The 21,997-nt window shown below is 62.3% G+C and carries 17 protein-coding genes; 10 read left to right on the forward strand and 7 right to left on the reverse strand.

Annotated elements, in window-relative coordinates; all coding sequences use genetic code 11:
- Positions 1 to 44 precede the first annotated feature (44 nt).
- The 8 genes from AIOL_RS11165 to AIOL_RS11200 all read left to right on the forward strand — a co-directional run bounded on the left by AIOL_RS11165 (position 45) and on the right by AIOL_RS11200 (position 10,153).
- Positions 45 to 872: a helix-turn-helix domain-containing protein gene (locus AIOL_RS11165; RefSeq protein ID WP_049643043.1), complete on the forward strand. Its 828-nt coding sequence runs from the start codon at positions 45 to 47 to the stop codon at positions 870 to 872.
- A gap of 282 nt (positions 873 to 1,154) precedes the next feature.
- On the forward strand, positions 1,155 to 2,804 hold the full coding sequence (locus AIOL_RS11170; protein ID WP_049645402.1) for an ABC transporter substrate-binding protein: 1,650 nt from the start codon (positions 1,155 to 1,157) through the stop codon (positions 2,802 to 2,804).
- 146 nt (positions 2,805 to 2,950) lie between these two features.
- Positions 2,951 to 4,000: an ABC transporter permease gene (locus tag AIOL_RS11175; RefSeq protein ID WP_049643044.1), complete on the forward strand. Its 1,050-nt coding sequence runs from the start codon at positions 2,951 to 2,953 to the stop codon at positions 3,998 to 4,000.
- A 15-nt stretch (positions 4,001 to 4,015) separates the two neighbouring features.
- A complete protein-coding gene (locus AIOL_RS11180; protein ID WP_049643045.1) occupies positions 4,016 to 5,473 on the forward strand; it encodes an ABC transporter permease in 1,458 nt (485 codons plus the stop codon).
- A gap of 9 nt (positions 5,474 to 5,482) precedes the next feature.
- Positions 5,483 to 7,567, forward strand: coding sequence for a dipeptide ABC transporter ATP-binding protein (locus AIOL_RS11185; protein WP_049643046.1), 2,085 nt, complete (start codon positions 5,483 to 5,485; stop codon positions 7,565 to 7,567).
- 85 nt (positions 7,568 to 7,652) lie between these two features.
- Positions 7,653 to 8,048, forward strand: coding sequence for a nuclear transport factor 2 family protein (locus AIOL_RS11190; RefSeq protein WP_049643047.1), 396 nt, complete (start codon positions 7,653 to 7,655; stop codon positions 8,046 to 8,048).
- 103 nt (positions 8,049 to 8,151) lie between these two features.
- Entirely contained in the window at positions 8,152 to 8,487 is a 336-nt protein-coding gene (locus tag AIOL_RS11195; protein WP_049643048.1) for an antibiotic biosynthesis monooxygenase family protein, read from the forward strand.
- A 37-nt stretch (positions 8,488 to 8,524) separates the two neighbouring features.
- Positions 8,525 to 10,153 carry a tetratricopeptide repeat protein gene (locus tag AIOL_RS11200; protein WP_049643049.1) on the forward strand — a complete coding sequence of 543 codons (1,629 nt, stop codon included), beginning with the start codon at positions 8,525 to 8,527 and terminating at the stop codon, positions 10,151 to 10,153.
- Between the two features lie 111 nt (positions 10,154 to 10,264).
- On the opposite strand, the gene AIOL_RS11205 is transcribed toward AIOL_RS11200, so the two are convergent.
- The 3 genes from AIOL_RS11205 to AIOL_RS11215 all read right to left on the reverse strand — a co-directional run bounded on the left by AIOL_RS11205 (position 10,265) and on the right by AIOL_RS11215 (position 13,081).
- A complete protein-coding gene (locus AIOL_RS11205) occupies positions 10,265 to 11,029 on the reverse strand; it encodes a hypothetical protein (RefSeq protein ID WP_152912489.1) in 765 nt (254 codons plus the stop codon).
- Positions 11,013 to 12,098, reverse strand: a complete 1,086-nt coding sequence (locus AIOL_RS24435) for a glycosyltransferase 61 family protein (protein WP_082152547.1) — start codon at positions 12,096 to 12,098, stop codon at positions 11,013 to 11,015. The genes AIOL_RS11205 and AIOL_RS24435 overlap by 17 nt, the downstream gene beginning before the upstream one ends.
- A gap of 437 nt (positions 12,099 to 12,535) precedes the next feature.
- Positions 12,536 to 13,081: a lytic transglycosylase domain-containing protein gene (locus AIOL_RS11215; protein WP_235438984.1), complete on the reverse strand. Its 546-nt coding sequence runs from the start codon at positions 13,079 to 13,081 to the stop codon at positions 12,536 to 12,538.
- 219 nt (positions 13,082 to 13,300) lie between these two features.
- Between AIOL_RS11215 and ssb the strand changes: the two genes are divergently transcribed.
- The gene (gene ssb / locus AIOL_RS11220; RefSeq protein WP_049643052.1) at positions 13,301 to 13,813 is read left to right on the forward strand and encodes a single-stranded DNA-binding protein; all 513 of its coding nucleotides are present in this window, start codon (positions 13,301 to 13,303) and stop codon (positions 13,811 to 13,813) included.
- Positions 13,814 to 13,943: 130 nt separating this feature from the next.
- Here ssb and AIOL_RS11225 read toward each other — a convergent pair whose 3' ends face one another.
- Entirely contained in the window at positions 13,944 to 15,461 is a 1,518-nt protein-coding gene (locus tag AIOL_RS11225) for a trimethylamine methyltransferase family protein (protein ID WP_049643053.1), read from the reverse strand.
- Between the two features lie 194 nt (positions 15,462 to 15,655).
- Entirely contained in the window at positions 15,656 to 18,058 is a 2,403-nt protein-coding gene (locus AIOL_RS11230) for a GcvT family protein (protein WP_049643054.1), read from the reverse strand.
- Between the two features lie 84 nt (positions 18,059 to 18,142).
- Between AIOL_RS11230 and AIOL_RS11235 the strand changes: the two genes are divergently transcribed.
- Entirely contained in the window at positions 18,143 to 18,805 is a 663-nt protein-coding gene (locus tag AIOL_RS11235; RefSeq protein WP_049643055.1) for a TetR/AcrR family transcriptional regulator, read from the forward strand.
- Positions 18,806 to 19,009: 204 nt separating this feature from the next.
- On the opposite strand, the gene AIOL_RS11240 is transcribed toward AIOL_RS11235, so the two are convergent.
- Complete coding sequence (locus tag AIOL_RS11240) at positions 19,010 to 19,792, reverse strand: carnitinyl-CoA dehydratase (protein WP_049643056.1); 783 nt, start codon at positions 19,790 to 19,792, stop codon at positions 19,010 to 19,012.
- Positions 19,789 to 21,807 (reverse strand): acetate--CoA ligase family protein, encoded by a 2,019-nt coding sequence (locus AIOL_RS11245; protein WP_049643057.1) that lies wholly within the window; start codon positions 21,805 to 21,807, stop codon positions 19,789 to 19,791. The genes AIOL_RS11240 and AIOL_RS11245 overlap by 4 nt, the downstream gene beginning before the upstream one ends.
- Positions 21,808 to 21,997 lie beyond the last annotated feature (190 nt).

Below are 21,997 nucleotides of genomic sequence, written 5' to 3' on the forward strand. Positions count from 1 at the left end.
GGGGACGGTGCCGGTGATCCCGGTATAGCTGCACAAATCGATCTATGAAGATCTTTGATCCAACACGACCTGACATTAATTCGAGTGTCAAATCCAACCGCGTTCGCGTCGAGCAATTGCCGCGCCTGACGCCGGATAACAAGTGGCGCATCGAGGCGATGCGCTCTTACGATCAGCCCATTTTGCTGTGGTTCACCCGCGGCCAGGGCCGCATCACCATCGCGGGCGTCCGCCACGGTTTCGGCCCGCATCACGCCGTGTTCCTGCCCGCGGGCACCATGCACAGCTACGAGATGCTTGGCCAAGTTTTCGGCATGAGCGTGTCCTTCCCCAAGGAAAGCGAGCTGAGCCTGCCCGAGGCTCCGGTGCATTTCCGGTTCCGCGACGTGCAGCAGCAAGCCGAGCTGACCGGGCTCATCGACAACCTGTCACGAGAGCTTGAGGGCGACCGCCGCGGCCAGGACCGCGCGCTCTTGGCCCATGCCGGGCTGTTGTCGGTCTGGCTTGACCGGCAGATGATCGAGGAAAACCTGCACCACCTGGTGTCCGACGCGACGCGCCGGCTGGCGGCTGCGTTCACGTCCATGGTGGAGCGCGAGTTCCGCTCTGGCCGGTCCATCAACGACTATGCCGCGCGGCTGGGTGTGACGCCCACCCATCTGACGCGAAGCTGCAATGTGGCCTGCGGGCGGCCCGCCTCGGCCATCCTGGCGGACCGGCTGCACTTTGAGGCGCGCCGAATGCTGCGCGACACAGCGCGGCCCGTGAAGGACATCGCGAAGGATCTGGGCTTTAGCTCGGCGGCGTATTTCACCCGCGCCTTCCAGAAGCAGACCGGCCTCACGCCCACCGAGTTTCGCCGTCAAACCTAGGCATCCCCTTACGTCAAGAGACCGTCCGGCCCATCAACTTTGCTTGCTAGGCCCGTTTTTTTCTTGCGAATTCGCCGCGTGTCGTTTTTCCTATAACCATGTCGTTTTTCGCCCCCGAAAGGGCGAAAGCGGCCGTAGACGGGCCGCGTTGTTCTGTGCGGAATACACCAAGGGGAGATGAGACAGCGTGAACTGACGGCAACCAAAAAGAAAAAGCAGCCGGGACCGGATCGCGCCTGCAATCACCCAAATAGAAACACTACGTCACACAGGGAGAAAATGATGACGAGTAAAGCAACCAACCTGCGGGTGCATCCTGCGGCAGCAATGTATGCCAAGGAGCACAAGGCAGGCCAGCTGGACCGCCGCGAATTCCTTTCGCGCGCCACCGCGCTTGGACTGACCGCGACCGCGGCCTATGGACTGATCGGCGCCAGCCCGGCGAAGGCCGCAGGCCACGCCCAACAAGGCGGCACTTTGCGCATGCAGATGGAAGTCCGCGCGCTTAAAGATCCGCGCACCTATGACTGGACCCAGATTGCGACCTTCACCGCGGGCTGGCTGGAGTACCTGGTCGAGTACAACTCGGACGGCTCCTTTGAGGGCATGCTCCTGGAAAGCTGGGAAGCCAACGATGACGCCACCGAATACACGCTGAACGTTCGCAAGGGCGTGAAGTGGAACAATGGCGACGACTTCACCGCCGAGGACGTGGCGCGCAACATCGCTGGCTGGTGCGAGAAGGATGTCGAGGGCAACTCGATGGCCGGACGTATGTCGTCGATGATCGACCCCGACACCAACAAGGCGTCCGAAGGCGCGATCACCGTTGTCGACAGCCACACCTTGAAGCTGAAGACCAACGCGCCCGACATCACCATCATTCCGGGCATGGCCGACTATCCGGCCGCCATCGTGCATTCCAGCCACGACCCCGACAACATGCTCGGCAACCCGGTGGGCACTGGCTACATGCTGCCGGAAAGCCTTGAGGTTGGCGTCAAGGGCGTGGTCGTGCGCAACGAGGACCACGAGTGGTGGGGCACTGCCGCAGGTAAGGGCGGCTATCTCGACCGCATCGAGTTCATCGACTACGGCACCGATATGTCCGCCTTCGTGGTGGCGTTCGAGGCCGAAGAGATCGACATGAACTGGGAATCCACCGGCGAGTTCATCGACGTGATGACCGGCCTTGGCCTAACCCAGTCCGACGTTGTATCGGGTACGACCATCGTGATCCGTCCCAACCAGGACAACGCGCCCTACGACAACAAGGCCGTGCGCCAGGCGCTGGCGATGGCCGTCGACAACGCCGTGCCGCTTGAGCTGGGGGTCAACGACCTGGGCATCGTGGCCGACAACTGCCACGTGGGTCCCGTGCACCCCGAGTGGAACAGCTCTGTGACCCGCGCGGCCTTCGATCCCGCCAAGGCGAAAGCCATGATGGACGAGGCCGGCTTTGGTGACTACGAGCACGAGCTGATCTCGATCGACGACGACTGGCGCCGTCCCACGACCGACGCCGTGGCCGCGCAGCTGCGCGACGCGGGCATCAAGGTCAAGCGGACCATCCTGCCGGGCTCGACCTTCTGGAACGACTGGGCGAAGTACCCGTTCTCCTCGACGAACTGGAACCACCGCCCGCTGGGCACGCAGGTGCTGGGTCTGGCCTATCGCTCTGGCGAGGCCTGGAACGAGACAGCCTTTGCCAATGCCGAGTTCGACGCTCTGTTGAACGAGGCTAACTCGATCGCTGATGTGGACGCGCGCCGTGAGGTGATGGGCAAACTGCAGGCGATCATGATCGACGAGGGCGTGATAATTCAGCCCTACTTCCGCACGATCACCCGCCACCACGTAGAGGGCCTGGTCGGTGTGGATATGCACATCGCTTACCTGCCCCAGATCTACAAATGGGGCTGGGCCGCCTAAGGCAGACGAAACTGGCCGCGTCCCCCCGAGGGGCGCGGCCTTTTACTACTCAGCCAAGCGCCATCTCGGGCGCGTAGCAAAGTAACGTAGGCGGCACCTACGAACCAAGATAACAACGCCGCCACGTCCCGACGACAGGGGAAATCATGGGACTTTTTATCTTACGGCGCGTCGGGGTTATGATCTTGACCGCGCTCTGCTTGACGTTCGTGGTGTTCTTTCTAACGAACCTCTACCCAAACCTTGAAAAACTGGCGAAAACGCAGGGCAACTTCCGCATGACGGACGCCGAGGTGGCCTCGTTCCTGGAGCCGCGCGGCTACCTGGAACCGCTGCCGATAAAATACGCGCAATGGCTGGGCGTGTTGCCGGGGCATGTGTCCGAGCCCGATGAGAACGGCGAGGTCCTGGGCCGGTGTATCCTGCCGGGCATGGACGCCGAGGAAGCGCCGCGGTTTTGCGGGGTGCTGCAAGGCAAATGGGGGCTCTCAACGGTCTTTAAGGAAGAGGTCGGCGGCATCGTCGGCAAGCGGCTGGGCCTGACCGCCAAGCTGATGCTCTGCGTGATGCTGGTGATGATCCCCGGCGCGTTGATCATCGGGGTGCTGGCGGGGATGCGCGAAGGCTCGCGCCTGGACCGGACGCTTTCGACCTTCTCGATCACCACCACAGCAACGCCGGAATACGTCTCGGGCGTTTTGTTCATCGCGATCTTCGCCTCGTCCGCGGTGGGTTTGAAATGGTTCAAGGGCAGCGCCACATCGGCGATGGATGACATAACGTTCGTGAACTTCACGCTGCCGGTGATGACGATTGCGCTTTACGGGATCGGTTACATCGCCCGGATGACGCGCGCCTCGATGGCCGAGGTTATGACCGCGCAGTATATCCGCACCGCGCGGCTGAAAGGCGTCTCCTTCGGCAATATCGTGATGAAGCACGCGCTGCGCAACGCGCTCATCGCGCCCTTCACCGTGATCATGCTGCAGTTCCCCTGGCTGCTGAATGGCGTGGTGATCGTCGAGACGCTGTTTAACTATAAGGGCTTCGGCTGGCTGCTGGTGCAGGCCGCAAGCAACAATGACATCGACCTCCTGCTGGCGGTCTCGGTGGTGTCGGTCATCGTGGTTCTCACGACACAGCTGATCTCGGATATCGGCTATGTCTATCTGAACCCCCGGATCCGCATCGCGTAGCGAGGAGAGAGAGCAATGGAACCTCTTACTTGGACAGGCGGGCTGGGCACAGTTCTGAACCCGCTTCTTTTGATCGCCGTGATCGCCTTTGTGGTCTCGGTGGTGGTGCAATTCCTGGCCACGACCTTCGCCGGGGCCGACCGGATCCGCTATGGCGAGGACGGCGTTGCCGTCGCCGAGGCGGGCTTTACCGGGCTGAGCAACAATGCGCTGAAATACAGCTTCTATGCGTTGGTGGCGGTGGTGCTGGGCTACATCGTGGTGGGCATGTTCCTGGGCCATCGCGGCGCGGGCATCATCGGCGCGCTCTCGGCGCAGATGGCGCCGGTTTGGATCGCCTTGATCCTGACCTTCGCGGCGTCGATGGTCTATAAGCGCAGGCTGGGTCTTTACGGCAAGCTGTTTGACAGCCCGGTGGGCATGATCGGGCTTGGCCTGGTGCTGTTCTGGGTCTTCACCGCGATCTTCACCGGTCTTTTCGACATGATCGCGACCCACGAGCCGCTAGAGCAGTATTCGGGCATGAAGAACAAGGTGCCCGGCACGCCGCTGCGCGGCGCCGAAGAGGGCGACTATGCCTGGTATCTGCTGGGCGGCGACAACCTGGCGCGAGACGTGTTCACCCGTGTGATCAAGGGCGCGCCCATCGTGATTGCGATTGCGCCGCTGGCGACGATCTTCGCCTTTATGGTCGGCATCACGCTGGGCCTGCCGGCGGGTTATTACGGCGGTCGCTTCGACACGCTGCTGTCCTTCGCGGCCAACTTGATCCTGGCCTTCCCGGTGATCCTGCTGTTCTATCTGTTGGTGACACCAGAGATCCGCGCCACGGGCATCCCGGCCTATATGGCGGCGGTCCTGTTCGCCTTCCCGCTGATATTCATCGGGGTCTTGCTGAACAGCCGCTACCACACGCAGCCCTCGGTGCGCACGCCGCTGCTGATCATCGTGCTGGCGGTGGGCTTCTGGCTTTACGCCTCGATGGTCTCGGAATGGGAGCGCGGCACGGTCGTGGACCTGCTGCCGGCCTGGATGGACCTCTTTGATATCCCCGGCGGGGTGCTGGTGGTCTTCGTCGCGGTGGTCTTTGTGAACTCGCCCACGGTCTTTAGGATCGTGCGCGGGCTGGCGCTGGACATCAAGACGCGGGACTATGTGGCCGCCGCCCAGACCCGCGGCGAGGGCGCCTGGTACATCATGCTGTGGGAGATCTTGCCAAATGCGCGGGGGCCGTTGATCGTCGATTTCTGCCTGCGGATTGGCTATGTGACCATCCTGCTTGGCACCTTGGGCTTCTTTGGCCTGGGCCTGCCGCCGGAAAGCCCGGACTGGGGCTCGACCATCAATGACGGGCGCAAGCTCTTGTCGATCTACCTGCATCCGGCCCTGCCGCCCGCGCTCTCGCTTCTGAGCCTGGTGCTTGGCCTGAACCTGCTGGCCGATGGCCTGCGCGAAGAATCCCTGAAGGACTAGGAGGCTATCATGTCTAAAGAGGAATATGACGGCCCGATCCTGGAGATCGACAAGCTCTCGATCTCCTTCTTCACCAGGCTGCGCGAGATCCCGGCGGTGATGGATTTTTCCTGCACCGTGCGACCCGGCGAGGCGATGGGCCTCGTCGGCGAGAGCGGCTGTGGCAAGTCCACCGTGGCGCTGGGGGTGATGCAGGACCTGGGTGTGAACGGGCGCATCGTTGGCGGCTCGATCAAGTTCAAGGGCCGCGACCTGAACGAGATGTCGATGGAGGATCTCAACCATCTTCGCGGCAACGAGATCGCGATGATCTACCAAGAGCCCATGGCCTCGCTGAACCCGGCGATGAAGATCGGCAAACAGCTGATGGAAGTGCCGATGATCCATGAGGGCGTGGGCCAGGAAGAGGCCTATGCCCGCGCGCTGGAGGTGGTCACGGATGTGAAGCTGCCCGACCCAAAGCGGATGCTGGACAGCTTCCCGCACCAGCTCTCGGGGGGGCAGCAACAGCGGATCGTGATCGCGATGGCGCTGATGGCCAACCCCAGCCTGCTGATCCTGGACGAGCCCACCACCGCGCTTGACGTGACGGTGGAGGCCGCCGTGGTCGAGCTGGTCAAGGACCTGGGCAAGAAATACGGCACCTCGATGCTGTTTATCTCGCACAACCTGGGCCTGGTGCTGGAGACCTGCGACCGCATCTGCGTGATGTATTCCGGCGAGGCGGTCGAGACCGGCTCGATCGAGGACGTGTTCGATAAAATGCGCCACCCCTATACGCAGGCGCTGTTCCGTTCGATCCCCCTGCCCGGCGCCGACAAGAACGCGCGGCCTCTCAAGGCGATCCCGGGCAACTTCCCGCTGCCGCACGAGCGCCCGCCGGGCTGCAACTTTGGCCCGCGCTGTGACTATTTCGAGGACGGGCGCTGCAACCAGGGCGACATCTTTATGTCGGACGTGCCCGGCGATGACCGCCATGGCAGCCGCTGCCTGAAATGGCAGGAGATCGACTGGGACGCGCCGATGGTCGTCACCGAGCAAAAGGAGAAGGCCAAGGTCGGCGATGTCGTCCTGAAGATGGACAACCTCAAGAAACACTACGAGGTGGCCGCGAACGCCTTGTTCGGGGGCGGCGACAAGAAGGTGGTCAAGGCCAACGAGACGCTGTCCTTCGAGGCGCGCGAATCCGAGACCCTGGCCATCGTCGGCGAATCCGGCTGCGGCAAGTCCACCTTCGCCAAGGTGCTGATGGGGCTAGAGACCGCCACGGACGGCCAGATCCTTTTGGACAACCGCAACATCGAGGCGGTGCCCATCGAGGAGCGCGACACCAAGACCGTGGGCTCGGTGCAGATGGTGTTCCAGAACCCGTTTGACACGCTGAACCCGTCGATGACGGTCGGGCGGCAGATCATTCGCGCGCTGGAGATCTTTGGCATCGGCGACAACGACAAGGCGCGCCATGATCGGATGCTGGAGCTGCTCGACCTGGTGAAGCTGCCCCGCGAGTTCGCCGAACGTATGCCGCGGCAGCTCTCGGGCGGCCAGAAGCAGCGCGTGGGCATCGCGCGGGCCTTCGCCGGCGGCGCGCGGATCGTGGTGGCGGACGAGCCGGTCTCGGCGCTGGATGTGTCGGTGCAGGCGGCGGTGACGGATCTTCTGATGGAGATCCAGCGCGAGGAGAAGACGACGCTGCTCTTCATCTCGCATGACCTGTCGATTGTGCGCTACCTCAGCGACCGCGTGATGGTGATGTATCTGGGCCATGTGGTCGAGCTGGGCGATACCGAGCAGGTCTTCGCCCCACCCTACCACCCCTATACCGAGGCGCTTCTGTCGGCCGTGCCCATCGCGGACACCAAGATCGAAAAGCAGCATATCGTGCTCGAAGGCGACATCCCCTCGGCAATGAACCCGCCACCGGGCTGCCCGTTCCAGACGCGCTGCCGGTGGAAGGATAAGGTGCCTGGCGGGCTTTGCGAGACGGAGATCCCAGAGCAGAAGACCCTGGCGGACGGGCACCAGATCAAATGCCACCTCTCGAATGATCTGCTGGCCGAGATGATGCCGGTGATCAAGGTCGCAGCGGAGTAACAACGCATAGGAGGGGGCGGGCCACCCGCCCTCTCTGCTTATTGCCCCGCGCATCTTGTGCAGGGCTCGGAAAGGAATTTGGAACATGGCATTGGACCCCCAGGCAATCGAGCGCATGTCGGCGGATTACACCGAGGCCTGGAATTCCGGCGATCCGGCAAAGGTGGCGTCCTTCTATGCGCCCGATGCGGGCATCGTGATCAACAAAGGTGACCCGCATATGGGCACAGCCGCGATGCAGGCGATGGTCGCGGGTTTCTACGCCGCGGTGCCGGACCTTGAACTGACATGCGACGGGGTGCTTGTCGCGGGGGACCACGCGGTGTTCCAATGGACCTTCACCGGGCATGACACAGAGACCAAGAACCCTTTGCGCGTGTCAGGTTGGGAGGAGTGGGATCTCGGCCCGGATCTTAAGGTGAAGGCCTCGCGCGGTTGGTTCGATGCCGAGGACTACGCGCGCCAGATCGCGGGAGAGTAGCTTGCGCCTGGATGGCAAACTTCCAAAGCGTTCCTGAAAACCTGATTCAGGTTTGTTGCGATCCGGTGTAGGCTCCGGCAGGTAGCCTTTCCGGAGCTCTTTTATGTCCCGTTTCGCCCCCCTGCCCGAGCCGCCCTATTGGGCGGTGATCTTCACCGCGCAGCAATCCGATGACACCGAGGGCTATGGCGCCATGGCCGACGTGATCGCGGCCCGCGCGCTAGAGCAGCCCGGCTGTATCGGCATGGAGACCACCCGCGACGGCGCGGGGCTTGGGATCACGGTTAGCTACTGGGACAGCGAGGCGGCGCTGCTGGCCTGGAAGGCCGACGCCAAGCACCTGGTCGCGCAATCCATGGGCAAGGACAAATGGTACAGCCATTACACCCTGCGCGTGGCCAAGGTTGAGCGGCAATATTCCGGCCCCGAGGGACGCTAATTTAGTGTATACTGCCGCCACATTGATGGGGGTAAATATGTCTTATTATGATCTTGGAGACTATTCGCGGGCACTCTCAAACGCGACACCAGAGGCTCATACCTGGTTCGATCGGGGGCTCATTTGGGTTTTCGGCTTCAACCATGCCGAGGCGATCCGCTGTTTCGAACGCGCGCTGAGCGCTGATCCAAGCTGCGCATTGGCGCATTGGGGCATCGCCTTCGCGGTCGGCCCGCACTACAACCAGGAATGGGATTTTTACGCGGTTGAGGAACGTCAGCAGATGCTCGACCGCGCCCATGCCGCGCTGGCCTTGGGCAAAGACGCCGGTGGTTCCGAGCCCGAGATGGCGTTGATCGAGGCGCTGGCCGCGCGTTACCCGACCGATCCCACGCTGGAGGATTTTCGCCCGTTCAATGACGCCTTCGCCGCTGAAATGCGCAGAGTTCACAACCTCTTCCCGGATGACCTTGATGTGACGTCCGTCTTTGTCGAAGCGATGATGAACCGCACGCCTTGGGCCCTCTGGGACCTCGCCAGCGGGCAGCCAGCGGAGGGCGCGGACACCGAGGAGGCCCGGCGCGTTATTGAAAACGCCTTTGACAACCTGCCCGGCGCCTGGGACCACCCCGGTCTGCTGCACCTCTACATCCACCTCATGGAGATGTCGCCCTGGCCCGAAAAGGCGCTGCGGCATGGCGACCGGCTGATGACGCTTTGCCCGGATGCCGGTCATCTGGTGCACATGGCCACCCATATCGACGTGCTCTGCGGCGACTACCAAAACGTGATTGCGCGCAACAAGGTGGCGGCGCAGGTGGACAAGGCCTATGAGGCGCAGGCGGGGAGTGAGAATTTCTACACCGTATACCGCATCCACAATATCCATTTCATCGCCTATGGCGCGATGTTTCTAGGCCAGCCCACGCCAGCGTTGGAGGCTTGCGCGGCGCTGCGCGACGCCCTGCCCGAAGCCACCGTGCGCTACCTGCCGGAGCTGTTTGAGGCCTTCGTCGCAATGGACCGCCATATCCTGGTGCGGTTTGGCAAGTGGGAGGAAATCCTGGCGCTAGAGCTGCCCTCGGATACGGAGCTATACTGCTTTACCACGGCGCTGACGCATTATGCGCGCGGCGTGGCCTTGGCCAATCTGGATCGCATCGCCGAGGCAGAAGCCGCGCGTGACGCGTTCATGGCGGCGCGGGACGCCGTGCCCGAGGACCGCTACATGTTCAACAACCCCTGCGCCGCAGTGCTTGAGGTCGCCGAGGCAATGCTGCTGGGCGAGCTGGCCTATAAGGCCGCGCGCCATGCTGAGGGGCTAGAGCATCTCCGAGATGCGGTGCGCCTGGATGATGGGCTCATTTATGATGAGCCCTGGGGCTGGATGCAGCCCGCTCGGCACGCGCTTGGCGGTCTGTTGATGGATCAGCAGCACTACGAGGAGGCCGAGTCCGTGTATCGCGCCGATCTGGGCCTAGACGCCACGCTGGCCCGCCCGTGCCAACACCCAGGCAACGTTTGGGCCCTGCACGGGTTGCACGAGTGCTTGGCCAAGCGAAATGAGGATCAAGAGATCAATCACGTGCGTGCGCAGCTTGATCTAGCCATGGCCCGGTCGGATATTGAGATCAAGGCAAGCTGCTATTGCCGCGCCAACGCTTAAGGGGCGGCCCCAAGGGACGGTGTTCCGGCTTGGATCGCCGCCCCATCCTGCGCAGCTGCTATCGGATGTTACGTGATGCCCATAGAGGTTAAACGTTAGGGAAGCCCTGCCTCAAGGCGTGATTTTCGTTGGCGTAAGAACTGCGTCTGGCCCTTGTGAGACTTTGTCAAACAAAACATGGCTTTCGGCCAGTAGGTCTTTCGCGCTCTCGTATTCAAATAATCCATTGAAACTGTCCACACCGAACGTCTTCAGGTCGATGCTTTCGAACTCAGCAACGATCTCATCATAGGATTCTTTAAGAACTCGAGACTTCGGCTTAAGACCACTTACCAAAACCAAGCCCGTTGGGGCGCAATCGAGAACTCTGACATTCAATTCGGGGCGATACTTCTTGAGTATGGGGATAAGCTTCCAGACATCACCGGTCCAGTTTCCGTCGGGTAAGTTTTCCAGATCCCGTGTCGTCATTTCATGCGAGAACGGGCAACAATCGTGCAAAGCTATCACGCTGTCAGCTGTGCTATGCTTCTCTGTTTCGATAAAGTCCCTCAAAAGAAACTCGAACAAATGCATCCCGTCCAGAAAGGAAAAGGATAGTTTGACCTTCATGGCCTTCAAAAAATTCGACGCGTAGAAATCATCGCTCGTTTCCTGGAAAATATGAAGGCCAGGCTTTACCCCAATGACATTTCTCTCCACCTGAAAATACGGATCAACGGCAATCGTCTTGCCGCGCGATCTCTGGAATATTCGGCCGGTTCGGCATCCAACTTCCAGGTACCAATCGAAGATATGGCGATCCAGAATATTCGATAGGAAACGAACATATCGCATTCCGTTAGCTTGATTGAAATCGTCAGTCCGATAATCCACGTCGTGCCCTTCTCCAAGCTCTATGCTCGGCTCTAGTCATAAGTTTTTCATCTGACGAAAGACCCGCGCGCATAGACGTCGAGATGCTTTCAGCTGATGGATTTTTCCATGTGTGACCCGAGATGAAATCCGCCGATACAAGCTGATCGCGTAGGGTCGAGAAATTCAATTCGGCACGCGATTGATGAGCGCCGTGTAAAGGGGGCCAACCAATAGTCACGATTGCGTCAATCGCAGCCGTCGCTGGACCTGTCCGGTCAGCCATTTGGTTCGTCAGAACCTGCGGAAAATTATGACGGCGCATAATGACCGCTGATATTTGATGAGGTTGTCGAATAAGGGAAAACAGATGCAGTGCCGAGCCTTCAGCGAAAATCAGTTTCTCGGCGGAAAGAAAGGTCTCAATCTGGTGAAGAATTGGATGCTGCTCAGGCGCATATATTTCATACCCTTCCTCTTGAAGGAGCCGTTCCAAATGATCCTCACAAGCGTATCGGCCGGCCTTTTGCCCGAGCGCAGAACGCGTTACATATAGTTTTCGTCCCTTTTTGGGGACCTGTTGACAGTTCCATTTCCTATCGATCCACTCATAGAATTCCGAAGTCCCACAGCCCCCTTTGACTTCGCCAAAAATTTCCTTCGGGACATGCAATGTTTCGAAATGTGTTTTGACCCTCAAGGCCAAAATTGGATTGTGGATCCCAAGTGACCGCAAGATCATCGCGACATACTGGTATACTATGAATCTATTTGGGGTCTTGTGAGTGTACACTATGGTTGTTTCTGGCGGCAGTGCGTCGAGCGCCCAAAGCCGTCCAAGAGAGTTCAAAAGAACGAACCCGAATTGCTTGTCAGCGCTGCCAGCAAACATCGCTGGCCCGAAGATCTGCAACTCGCTACGGGTCTCTCGAATTTTTTTGGGCGGAGCGTTTGTCCATGAAGATGTTCTTATCTCTGCATTTTCGACAAGACTTCCATGCTCGTCGAAAATGCCGAACGTCGTTATCTGCCTATTGACTCGATCTCCCGGCACACAAAAAGCAGATTGATAACTCACTATTTCCGACATTCACCTAGTTCCTAGTCCGCACCACGCGCCAGACCTACGAATATCGGTCGGCTGTGATGAGGTACGCAGTCCAAATTCCCTCCAGATTGCGCGAGCCCCTTTAGATTAAATCTTTGACCTTAGACACACACCCTGCCCGCTTACCTTCTTCGCATAAATTCTGCCCGCGTCGCGCTTTCCGGGGATGCACGCGTCATTGGCTGGCTAAGTTCAATACCGGATACGGCATGATATGTTAAATACCAATAGTGGACGACCAAATTATTGTAAAATGTGCCGTTTCGCACCCAGTCCTAAGCTCGCCGAAGGGGGGCTGTTGGGCATGACGATGAGTGATCATTCGGTGGCCGTGGCGACGCCGGGAGAGCGATGGGCGAAGTTAGGGGAATCTCAGCGATTCGTGCCGGATCATAGATCCGGGAGGGCGCCGCGGCGCGTCAGCTGCCCCAGATGATCCGCACGTAGTTCTTGGTCTCTTTATAGGGCGGCACGCCGCCATATTTCTCCACCGCGCCGGGACCGGCATTATAAGCCGCAAGCGCCAGGCGCCAGGATTTGAACCGGTCGTATTGTTGCCGCAGGTACTTCGCGCCGCCGTCCAGATTCTCGTAAGGGTCCAACCGGTCCACCCCAAGCGCGCGCGCTGTTGCGGGCATCAGCTGCGCAAGGCCGTAGGCGCCCTTGTGCGATTTGGCGGTGGGCTTCCAGCCGCTTTCCTGCTGCACCAGCCGCAGGAACAGATCCTCTGGCACCCCGTGCCGAGACGCCGCCGCGCGGGCCATCGCCAGGTATGGGCCGTTGTACTTGCCGCGAAAGGCCGGGCCCGCGTCGGTCAAATAGTCAAAGTTGCGCGGCTGCAGGCGCACCGACGCGGCGTATTGCGTGGACGCGCGGCTGTCGAGCACACTGGTCTGGTTCTTGAACAGCAACTTGCGGTTTTTAGAGCCGAACGTAACCCCATCCTCCGCGCCCAAATCAGGCATGGCTATAATCGATATCATGATAAAAAGGCTCACAAGAATTCGCATGAGACCAGCCCCCTCGCTCAGCGCGTACTATAGCTCTTTCTGCCGCGGGAGCCAGCCCCAAGGGCCTCACGATTTTGCGGCCCCGGCTCCGAACGACGCGATATTTACCTTCCCTTTACCTTGATCCGGTGGTGTAACTGCCATCCGAGAGATGAGATTCGTAAGGAGCATGGCATGGCCGGGTCGTTAAACAAGGTGATGTTGATCGGGAACTTAGGGCGCGACCCCGAGGTCCGCACATTCCAGAACGGCGGCAAGGTCTGCAACCTGCGCATCGCGACTTCTGAGACCTGGAAGGACCGCAACACCGGCGAGCGCCGCGAAAAGACCGAGTGGCACTCGGTTGCGATCTTTCAAGAGGGGCTGGTGCGCGTCTGCGAGCAATACCTCAAGAAGGGCTCAAAGGTCTATATCGAGGGCCAGCTACAGACCCGCAAATGGCAGGACCAATCCGGCGCGGATCGCTATTCGACCGAGGTGGTGCTGCAGGGCTTCGGCGGCAGCTTGGTGATGCTTGATCCGCGCGGTGGCGGCGGCGGTGGTGACTTTGGCGGCGGCGGTGGCGGCGGCGGCTATATCGAAGACCGCTCTGGCGGCGGCAATTTCGGCGGCGGTGGCAGCCAGCAAGGCGGCAACTTTGGTGGTGGGGCCCCGGCGGGCGACATTGACGACGAGATCCCGTTCTAGGGCCGCGCCTGCACCCGATTCAACGTACTGTCAATGTGACCGGCCTTCGCGGGCGTCGGAAGCTTTCAAAGCTTCCGACGCCCGGGGCACCGTCATCGCAACTGATGACCGCCGTTCTCAGTCCTTGCGATTAACTCTCCGGCGCGGCGCCACCCGCGTCGGTGCGTCGAGCGATGTAGTCTTTCAGCGCCTCCAGCCGGGTGCCGTCGACCCGCGGACGCTGATCCGCGGCGAGGATATCCTGCCAGACACGCGTCGCACGGGCCGAGGCATCCTCGGCGCCACGCTCGGTCCATGTGCCGAAATTGGCGTAGTCGTGCACGACCGGCTCGTAGAACTCCGTGTTATAGCGCGCCATCGTCTGGGCCGCGGCAAAGAAATGCCCCTGCGGTTGGACCTCTTGCAGCGCATCAAAGCCGATCTCGGCCGCGCCCGCCTGAGCGCCCGCGCAAAGCTCTGCCACCATGTTCAGGATCTCCACATCGCAGATCAGTTTTTCGTAGCTGACGGTTAGCCCGCCCTCCAACCAGCCAGCGGAATGGATCACCACGGCCGCCCCCGCCATCAGACAGCCCCACAGCCCGAACTGGTTCTCGTTGGCGGCCTGCACGTCGTTGATATTCGCCGCCGAGCCCGCAGCAGAACGCCAGGGCAGTCCGATCATCCGCGCGAGCTGACCCGCTGCCAGCGAGGCCTGGAAATGCGTGGGCGTGCCAAAGGCGGGTGCGCCGGACCTCATATCCACATTGCTGGTAAACGTGCCGTAGCATATTGGCGCGCCGGGGCGGGCGAGCTGGCCCAGCGTGATCGCCGCCAGCGCCTCGGCATGGCTGAGCGTGACCGCCCCCGCCACCGTGATCGGCGCCATCGCCCCCATCAGCGTAAACGGCGTGATGATCGAGACCTGCCCCGCCCGCGCGAAATCAATCACCCCATGCGCCATGGGGATATCCAGCGTGCGCGGCGAGTTGGTGTTGATGATCGTGTAGCAATGCGGCGCGGCGTGGAAATCCGCGTCGCTCAGCCCGCGGAAGTCCCGCAGCATCTCGAAGCTTTCGCGCACCTGGGGCGTGCCGCGTGAGAAGACAAAGGGGAGCTTGTCGCTCAATTCCAACTGCGCCCGCATGGTGAAGTAATGCCGCAGATGCGTGGGCACGTCCTGCGGCTCAATCAGTGGCGGCATCATCTGCAGCACGTCATAGTGATGCGTCAACTGGACGAGTTCCTTGAAGTCCCGCGCCGTGCCGGGGCGCCGCCCCCGTGTCAGATCCGTCGCATGCGGGGCCCCGGCGCCGGGCTGAAAGACCAGGCTCCCCAGCTCCAAGAGCACGTCACGGTCGCGCGCGCCGGCCCGCGCCAGGATCGATTTCGGCGCGCTTGCCAGGGCCGCCTCGACCATCTCGCGGCCGATATAGATCATATCGCCGTCAGCCCTTGCACCGCCCGCAATAAAGATCTTTCGGGCCTCGGGCAGAAGCACGCGCATGCCCAGCTCCTCCAGCGCACGCAGTGCGGCGTCATGCATGCTGGCGATCTCATCCGACGAGAACACGTCCATCGGCGGGAACGGGTTCTTAAGCTGGCGGTAGTTCACCCGCCGCTTGGGGGAGCTGTCCTCCAGATGTGCTTTCCTGCCGCGTCGCGCCATGGTTCCGCCCTCCTCTGCGCCCCGGGCGAGATGCCGCAGAGGGCGGGCCCGAGGTGAAATCTTTGGAAAATATTAGGGCGAATCATGCCACCCTAAACGGGTGGTGGTTGGGGAACCCTGCAAAAGAGCAACGTTGCCCACCCATTTTCAGTATCCGCCCCTCCAGTTAATAATTCATCAACATATCCAGCGGCTTATCCGCGCATCGCTCTCCCAGAAGGGTCGTAGGGCGACGGCGCGATCACCCGCGCCGGGCGCTCCACACCCACGACATGCACGCTCAATTCGCTACCCTCAGCAGCGTGCTCGCGGTCCACCATCGCCATGGCCAGGGACTTGCCAATCGTGTGGCCAAACCCGCCCGAGGTCACAAAGCCCACACGCTTGTCGCCCGCCCAGATGGGCTCATAACCGCTGGCATCGGCGTCCCTGGCCTCCACCTCGAGCGTCACCACCACCTGCGCCGGGCCGTTGCCCTCGCGCTCGGCCATGGCGGCCGCCTTGCCGACGAAGTCCTTGTCCCAGTCGATCCAGCGATCCATGCCGGTCTGCGCCGCGGTGTAAAGCTGGGTGAACTCCGCCGACCAGATGCCAAAGCTCTTCTCCAGCCGCAGCGACAGCATGGCGTTGAACCCGTATTCCTGCAGGCCGAATTTGGCGCCGGCCTCCAGAAGCGTCCGGCGCAGCGTGATATGGTCGCCCATGCGGCAGTTGATCTCGTAGCCCAGCTCGCCCGCCACGCTCATGCGCGCCACGCGGCCCCAGATCATGCCGACATCAAAGCTGGCGCAGCCCATGAACGGCATCGGCGCCAGGTCATGCGCGACCAGCTCTTGCAGCACCTTGCGGCTGTTGGGCCCGGTCAGGGCGAAACCGGCCATCTCCTCGCCCAGGTCGCGCACCTGCACGCCATCCATCATGTGATCGTCAAACCAGCGCATATGCCAGGCGCGCAGGTAATAGCTGCCCATGATCCAAAAGCTGCCATCGCCCCAGTTCATCACAGTCAGGTCGCCCTTCAGCCGCCCGTCGTCGGCCAGCATCGGTGCAAGGCCCGCGCGCCCGGCCTCGGGGATCTTGGACGCCATCAACCCGTCGAGCCATTCCCGCGCCTTCGGCCCCGTCACCTCGAAACGGCTAAAGCCGGTTATATCAACCATTCCAACGTTTTCGCGGGCGTTCTTGCACTCGGCGGCGACGATGTCGAAGGCGCTGGAGCGCTTTAGCGTGCCCTCTTCTTCATAGCCCTCTGGCGCGAAGTACAAAGGCACCTCCAGGTCCCAGCTTTGCCCCCAGCGGCAGCCCGCCGCGCTCATCTCGGAATGCGCCGGGGCCATCTTTAGGGGCCGCCCGGCGGGCAGCTGCTCGTTGGGATAGGTCATCACGAAGCGGCGCGAATAGAACTGCCCGGTGGTCTCTTTGATGTATTGCCGGTTCTCGGCGAACTTGCCATAGCGCGCCACGTCCATGCAGAAGACATCCGCCTCTGGGTGGCCATGGATCATCCATTCCGCCAGCGATTTGCCGACACCGCCGCCCTGTAGAAAGCCCGCCATCACAGCACAGGCGCACCAATAGCCCGGCTTGCCAGGCACCGGGCCCACCAGGGGGTTGCCATCGGGCGAGAAGGTGAACGCCCCGTTCACCCAGGTCTTGACGCCAACATCCTGCAGGGCCGGGTAGCGCTCGAACCCGCAAGTGAGCTCATGCTCAATGCGGTCGGTCTGCTCTTGGAACAGCTCCATGCCGTAATCCCAGGGCGCGCCGTCCATCGCCCAATGCTCGTGGTCGACCTCATAGATGCCCAGCAGAACGCCTTTCTGGTCCTGGCGCAGATAGGTGAACCCTTCCAGGTCCACCGTCATCGGCACCTCGAAATCCAGCTCTTCTAGTTGCGGGATCGTGTCCGAGATCAAATAATGGTGCTTGAGGGGCGAGACGGGCAGCTCGATCCCCGCCATGCGCCCCAGCTGCTTGGCCCAGAGCCCGCCCGCGTTGACCACATGCTCGGCGCGGATGTCGCCTTTGTCGGTCCTGACGATCCAGCCATCATGGACCTGCTCCAGCGCCTCGACCTTGGTGTGCTCGAAATATTCCGCGCCGCGCCTCTTGGCGGCGACCGCATAGGCATGCACGGTCCCGGTCGTGTCGATATAGCCCTCGCGGTCGGCCCACATGCCGCCCAGCAGGCCGTCGGTGGACATGATCGGGCAGCGCTTTTGCGCCTCCTCCGGGGTCACCAGCTCGCAATCCTCGATGCCGATGGACTGAAAGACGCGGTAGGCGGATTGCAACCATTCCCAGCGCTCCGGCGTGCCCGCCATGGTCAGCCCGCCGGTCATGTGCAGCCCGATATTCTGGCCGCTCTCGGCCTCGACCTCGCTGAGCAGATCAATCGTATAGGCCTGCAATGCGGCCATGTTCGGATCAGCGTTCAGCGCGTGGATGCCGCCCGCCGCATGCCAGGAGGACCCCGCCGTCAGAACCGAGCGCTCAAGCAGGCAGACATCGGTCCAGCCGAACTTCGCCAAGTGATAAAGCACCGACGCGCCCACCACGCCCCCGCCGATGACCACAACGCGGTATTGCGACTTCATGCCAACCTCCCAATGCAAATTCCGCGCGAGCCTAGGCGCGATCCCCCTTGCTGTCTAGACAGGCATGTCCAATACTCCAAACCCATGAGCGACAAAATCCTGCTGCACCGCGACGACCCAGACAAAGACCCGCTGGTTGGCCATGTGAAGGTCACCCGTGAGGATTGGATCAACGTCGCCCGAGACATCCTAGTCACCGATGGCATGGCCGAGGTGAAGGTCCTGGCGATCAGCGAGCGCTTGGCCGTCTCGCGGTCCAGCTTTTATTGGTATTTCAAGAGCCGCAAGCACCTGCTGGACGGGCTCCTGGACGATTGGGAGGCACAGAACACCGCCACAATCGTGGCCCATTGCGCGATGCCAGCGGATTCGATCCACGCGGCCGTCTGCAACTTCTTTAAGTGCTTCGTGAACCCTGACCTCTTCGACCAGGGACTGGATTTCGCGGTGCGCGAGTGGTCGCGGCGCTCTGGCGCCGTGCGCCAAAGGATCGACGCCGCGGACGCGGCGCGGCTGGCGGCAGTGAAAGAGATGTACGCGCGGTTCGGCTTCGAGCCGATGGCCGCGGACGCACGCGCACGCATCCTGTACTATATGCAGCTCGGATACCATGCGCTAGAGGTGCGCGAACCCATGGTCGAGCGGATGCGGCGCACCACAGAGTACCTGGAGGGGTTCACCGGATCAGCGCCAGACCCGGCTGTCGCCCAAGCGTTTTGTGACTACTCTATGCGACACGGGTCGTGATGGCCTCCCTGGGCGCGCCATTGACCGGGAGCGGGCATTGGCGCGCCGCAATTTTCTTGCAAGAGTTTCTTCAGCGCGCCCCGAAATGCTTCTTCTATCGCAACCTCTTACCGGCGCGCGGGGCCACTTTCCTTGGAAGGAAAGTGCAAATCTCTTGCAAGAGATTTGGCGCCCCCAAACGCCCGCTCCAGGCCAGAACCGCTCTTACCGCCCTTGCCAAACGGGGTCGCGGCCCTCAGCGAACGCCTTAGCGCCTTCAAGCTGATCCTCGGAGCGATACAGAGCCTCCACCGATTTGAACTGGCTCTTGGTGATCCGATTCATCGCGTCCTGGAACTTCATGTCCTCCGCCTCGCGCACGATCTCTTTGATCGCCGCGTAGACCAGCGGCGGGCCGCTCTCTAGAAGCTCGGCCATCTTCCAGGCCTCCGCGCGCAGCGCCTCGGCGGGGTGGACGTAGTTCACCAGCCCCCAGCGCGCGGCCTCCTCGACGTCCAGCCAGCGCCCGGTCAGCAGCATCTCCATGGCGATGTGGTAGGGGATGCGCTTGGGCACCTTCACGCTGGCGGCGTCAGCCACCGTGCCGGAGCGGATCTCTGGCAGCGCAAAACTGGCATGATCCGCGGCCAGGATGATATCCGCCGACAGGGCCAGCTCCAAACCGCCGCCACAGCAGATCCCGTTCACCGCGGCGATGACCGGCTTGTTCAGATGCGGCAGCTCCTGCAAACCGCCAAAGCCGCCGACACCGTAGTCACCATCCACCGCGTCGCCGCCAGCCGCGGCCTTCAGGTCCCAGCCTGCGCAGAAGAACTTCTCTCCGCCGCCGGTGATGATCGCCACGCGCAGCTCGGGGTCGTCGCGGAAGTCGCGGAACACCTCGCCCATCTCGCGGCTGGTGGCCAGGTCGATGGCGTTGGCCTTGGGGCGGTCCAGCACGACCTCCAGGATGCCGCCCTTGCGGGTCGTTTTTAGGCTGTCGCTCATGGCGCTCTCCTTATTAATGCGTCCGCAACCACGGCGCGGGTGGGGGTGCAGATCAGGGGGTTGATCTCGATCTCGGCGACTTGGCCCTGATGGGCGGTGACATAGTCCTGCACCGCGCGCACGCTGTCCAGGATCGCGGCCATATTGGCCGCCGCCGCCCCGCGGTACCCCGCGAGCATGGGCGCGATTTTAAGGCTTTGCAGCGCGGCGGTGATCTCTTCATCAGTGGCGGGCAGCAGCAGGCTGGCGCTGTCCTTGAGGATCTCGGTCAGGGTGCCCCCCGCGGCCAGGGTCAGCAAGTAACCATGCGCCTCGTCCAGGGTGACCCCGATCAAAAGCTCGGCCACCCCGCCGGTGATCATCTCTTCCAGAAGAAAGCTGTCGGTGGGCATTTTCGCAGCACGCGCAGTCACTTCCGCGGCGGAGTTGAGGTTCAGTGCCACGGCGCCCGCTTCGGTCTTATGCGCGATCCCCTCGCCCTTCAGCACCAGCGGGAAACCCACCCGGGTGGCGGCCTCTGCGAGGCCGGACCCTTGTGCCCGCTCCGCGTTCGGCACGTCGCCACCATAGGCGCGCAGCGCGGCCTTGCCCTCGGCCTCGGTGAGAACACGCGTCTCCCCCGGCACCTGCGGCAAGAGGATCGGCGCGGGCACCGCGCCCGTCCTACCCAGGAAGGCTGCGGCCTCGATGGCCGCAAGCGCCTCGTCCATGCCGTTCAGCGGCGCGACACCCTTGGCGATCAGTTCCTCGGCGCGGTGCTCTGGCAGGGTCTCAGGCAGCGAGGCCACGATGGCCATGGGCTTGCCGCTGGCCTCCATGGCGGCCACCACGCCCGCGACCACCGGGTCCCAGTCGGCTTCCGAGCAGCGATCCGCGCGCGGGAAGTCCGCCACCACGCAGCCCAGGGCCAGCTCGCTGCCCAGCATCATGGCGCTATAGGCGGCCCCCATCGCATCGGCATCCGCCCAGATATAGGTGTGGTAATCCAAGGGGTTGGCCAGGGCAACCTTGGGGCCGAGCGCGTCGCGCAGCGCCGCCTTCTGGGTCTCAAGCAGGGTGGGATAGATCACCGCCCTGCCCTCGGCCCGATCCGCCATCAGGCTCGCCTCGCCGCCCGAGCAGGACATCGAGCCGATCTTGTTCGACGCAAGGGGCCCGTGCACATGCAGAAGTTTCAGCGCCTCCAGCATCTCCGAGAGCGACGCCACCTCCGCGATCCCCAGCCGACGCAGGAGCGCCTGCGCGCCCGCCGCGCTGCCCGCCAGCGAGGCGGTGTGCGAGATCGTGGCCGCGCGCGCCTGCTCCGAGCGGCCCGCCTTTAGCGCAACGATGGGCTTGCCCAGCTTGCGGGCCTGCTCCGCCAGCGCCTCGAAGGCGCGGATATCGCCCACGCCCTCGATATGCATGCCAAGGGCTGTGACCCGATCATCGGCCAGGAGCGCGGATCCCAGATCCGCCAGCCCCAGCTGCGCCTGGTTGCCCGCGGTGACCAGATAGGCCATCGGCAAGCCGCGTTTTTGCATGGTGAGGTTGATTGCGATGTTGGAGCTCTGTGTGAGGATCGCCACGCCGCACTCGGCGGGCTGACCGCCCTGCTGGTCCGGCCAGATTCCTGCCCCGTCGAGATAGTTCAAGAATCCATAGCAGTTCGGCCCGATCAGCGGCATCTCGCCCGCGGCCTCCAGAAGCTGCGCCTGCATGTCGCCGCCATCGCCGAGCTCCTGCGCGGCCTCGGCAAAACCGCTGGCATAGCAGACCACGCCCCCGGCGCCCATCGTTGACAGGGCGGCGACGATTGGGATCGTCGCGATCCTATTGACGCCCACGAATACCGCGTCCGGCGCCGCGGGTAGATCCGCGATGTCGGCAAAATCCCCCTTCGTGGGATGCACGTGCCAGATCTCGCCCGCAAAGCCCAGCTTGCGGCAGTTCTCAAGCACATAGCGCCCGACCAACCCGCCGCCGATCACGGCGATGCTCTTGGGCCGCAGCAGGCGGCTGAGGTCGCGTGTCATCGGCTGACCTCGCAATCGCGGAGAGTTCGGGAGCCTCCGGCGGGGATATTTGTAGAACCGGAGAAGCAGAGGGGTCCAGCCCCCCGATCCGTCTCCGAATGCGAGGGGCCTTCTCCGGTTGCGGTCATCGGCGTCCCCGCCTGTACCGCGGGTTCATCTTTCAAGAACAAGGTTAACCGTCCGTTACTTC

The sequence above is a fragment of the Candidatus Rhodobacter oscarellae genome (genome assembly GCF_001078595.1).
GTDB lineage: Bacteria > Pseudomonadota > Alphaproteobacteria > Rhodobacterales > Rhodobacteraceae > Rhodobacter_B > Rhodobacter_B oscarellae.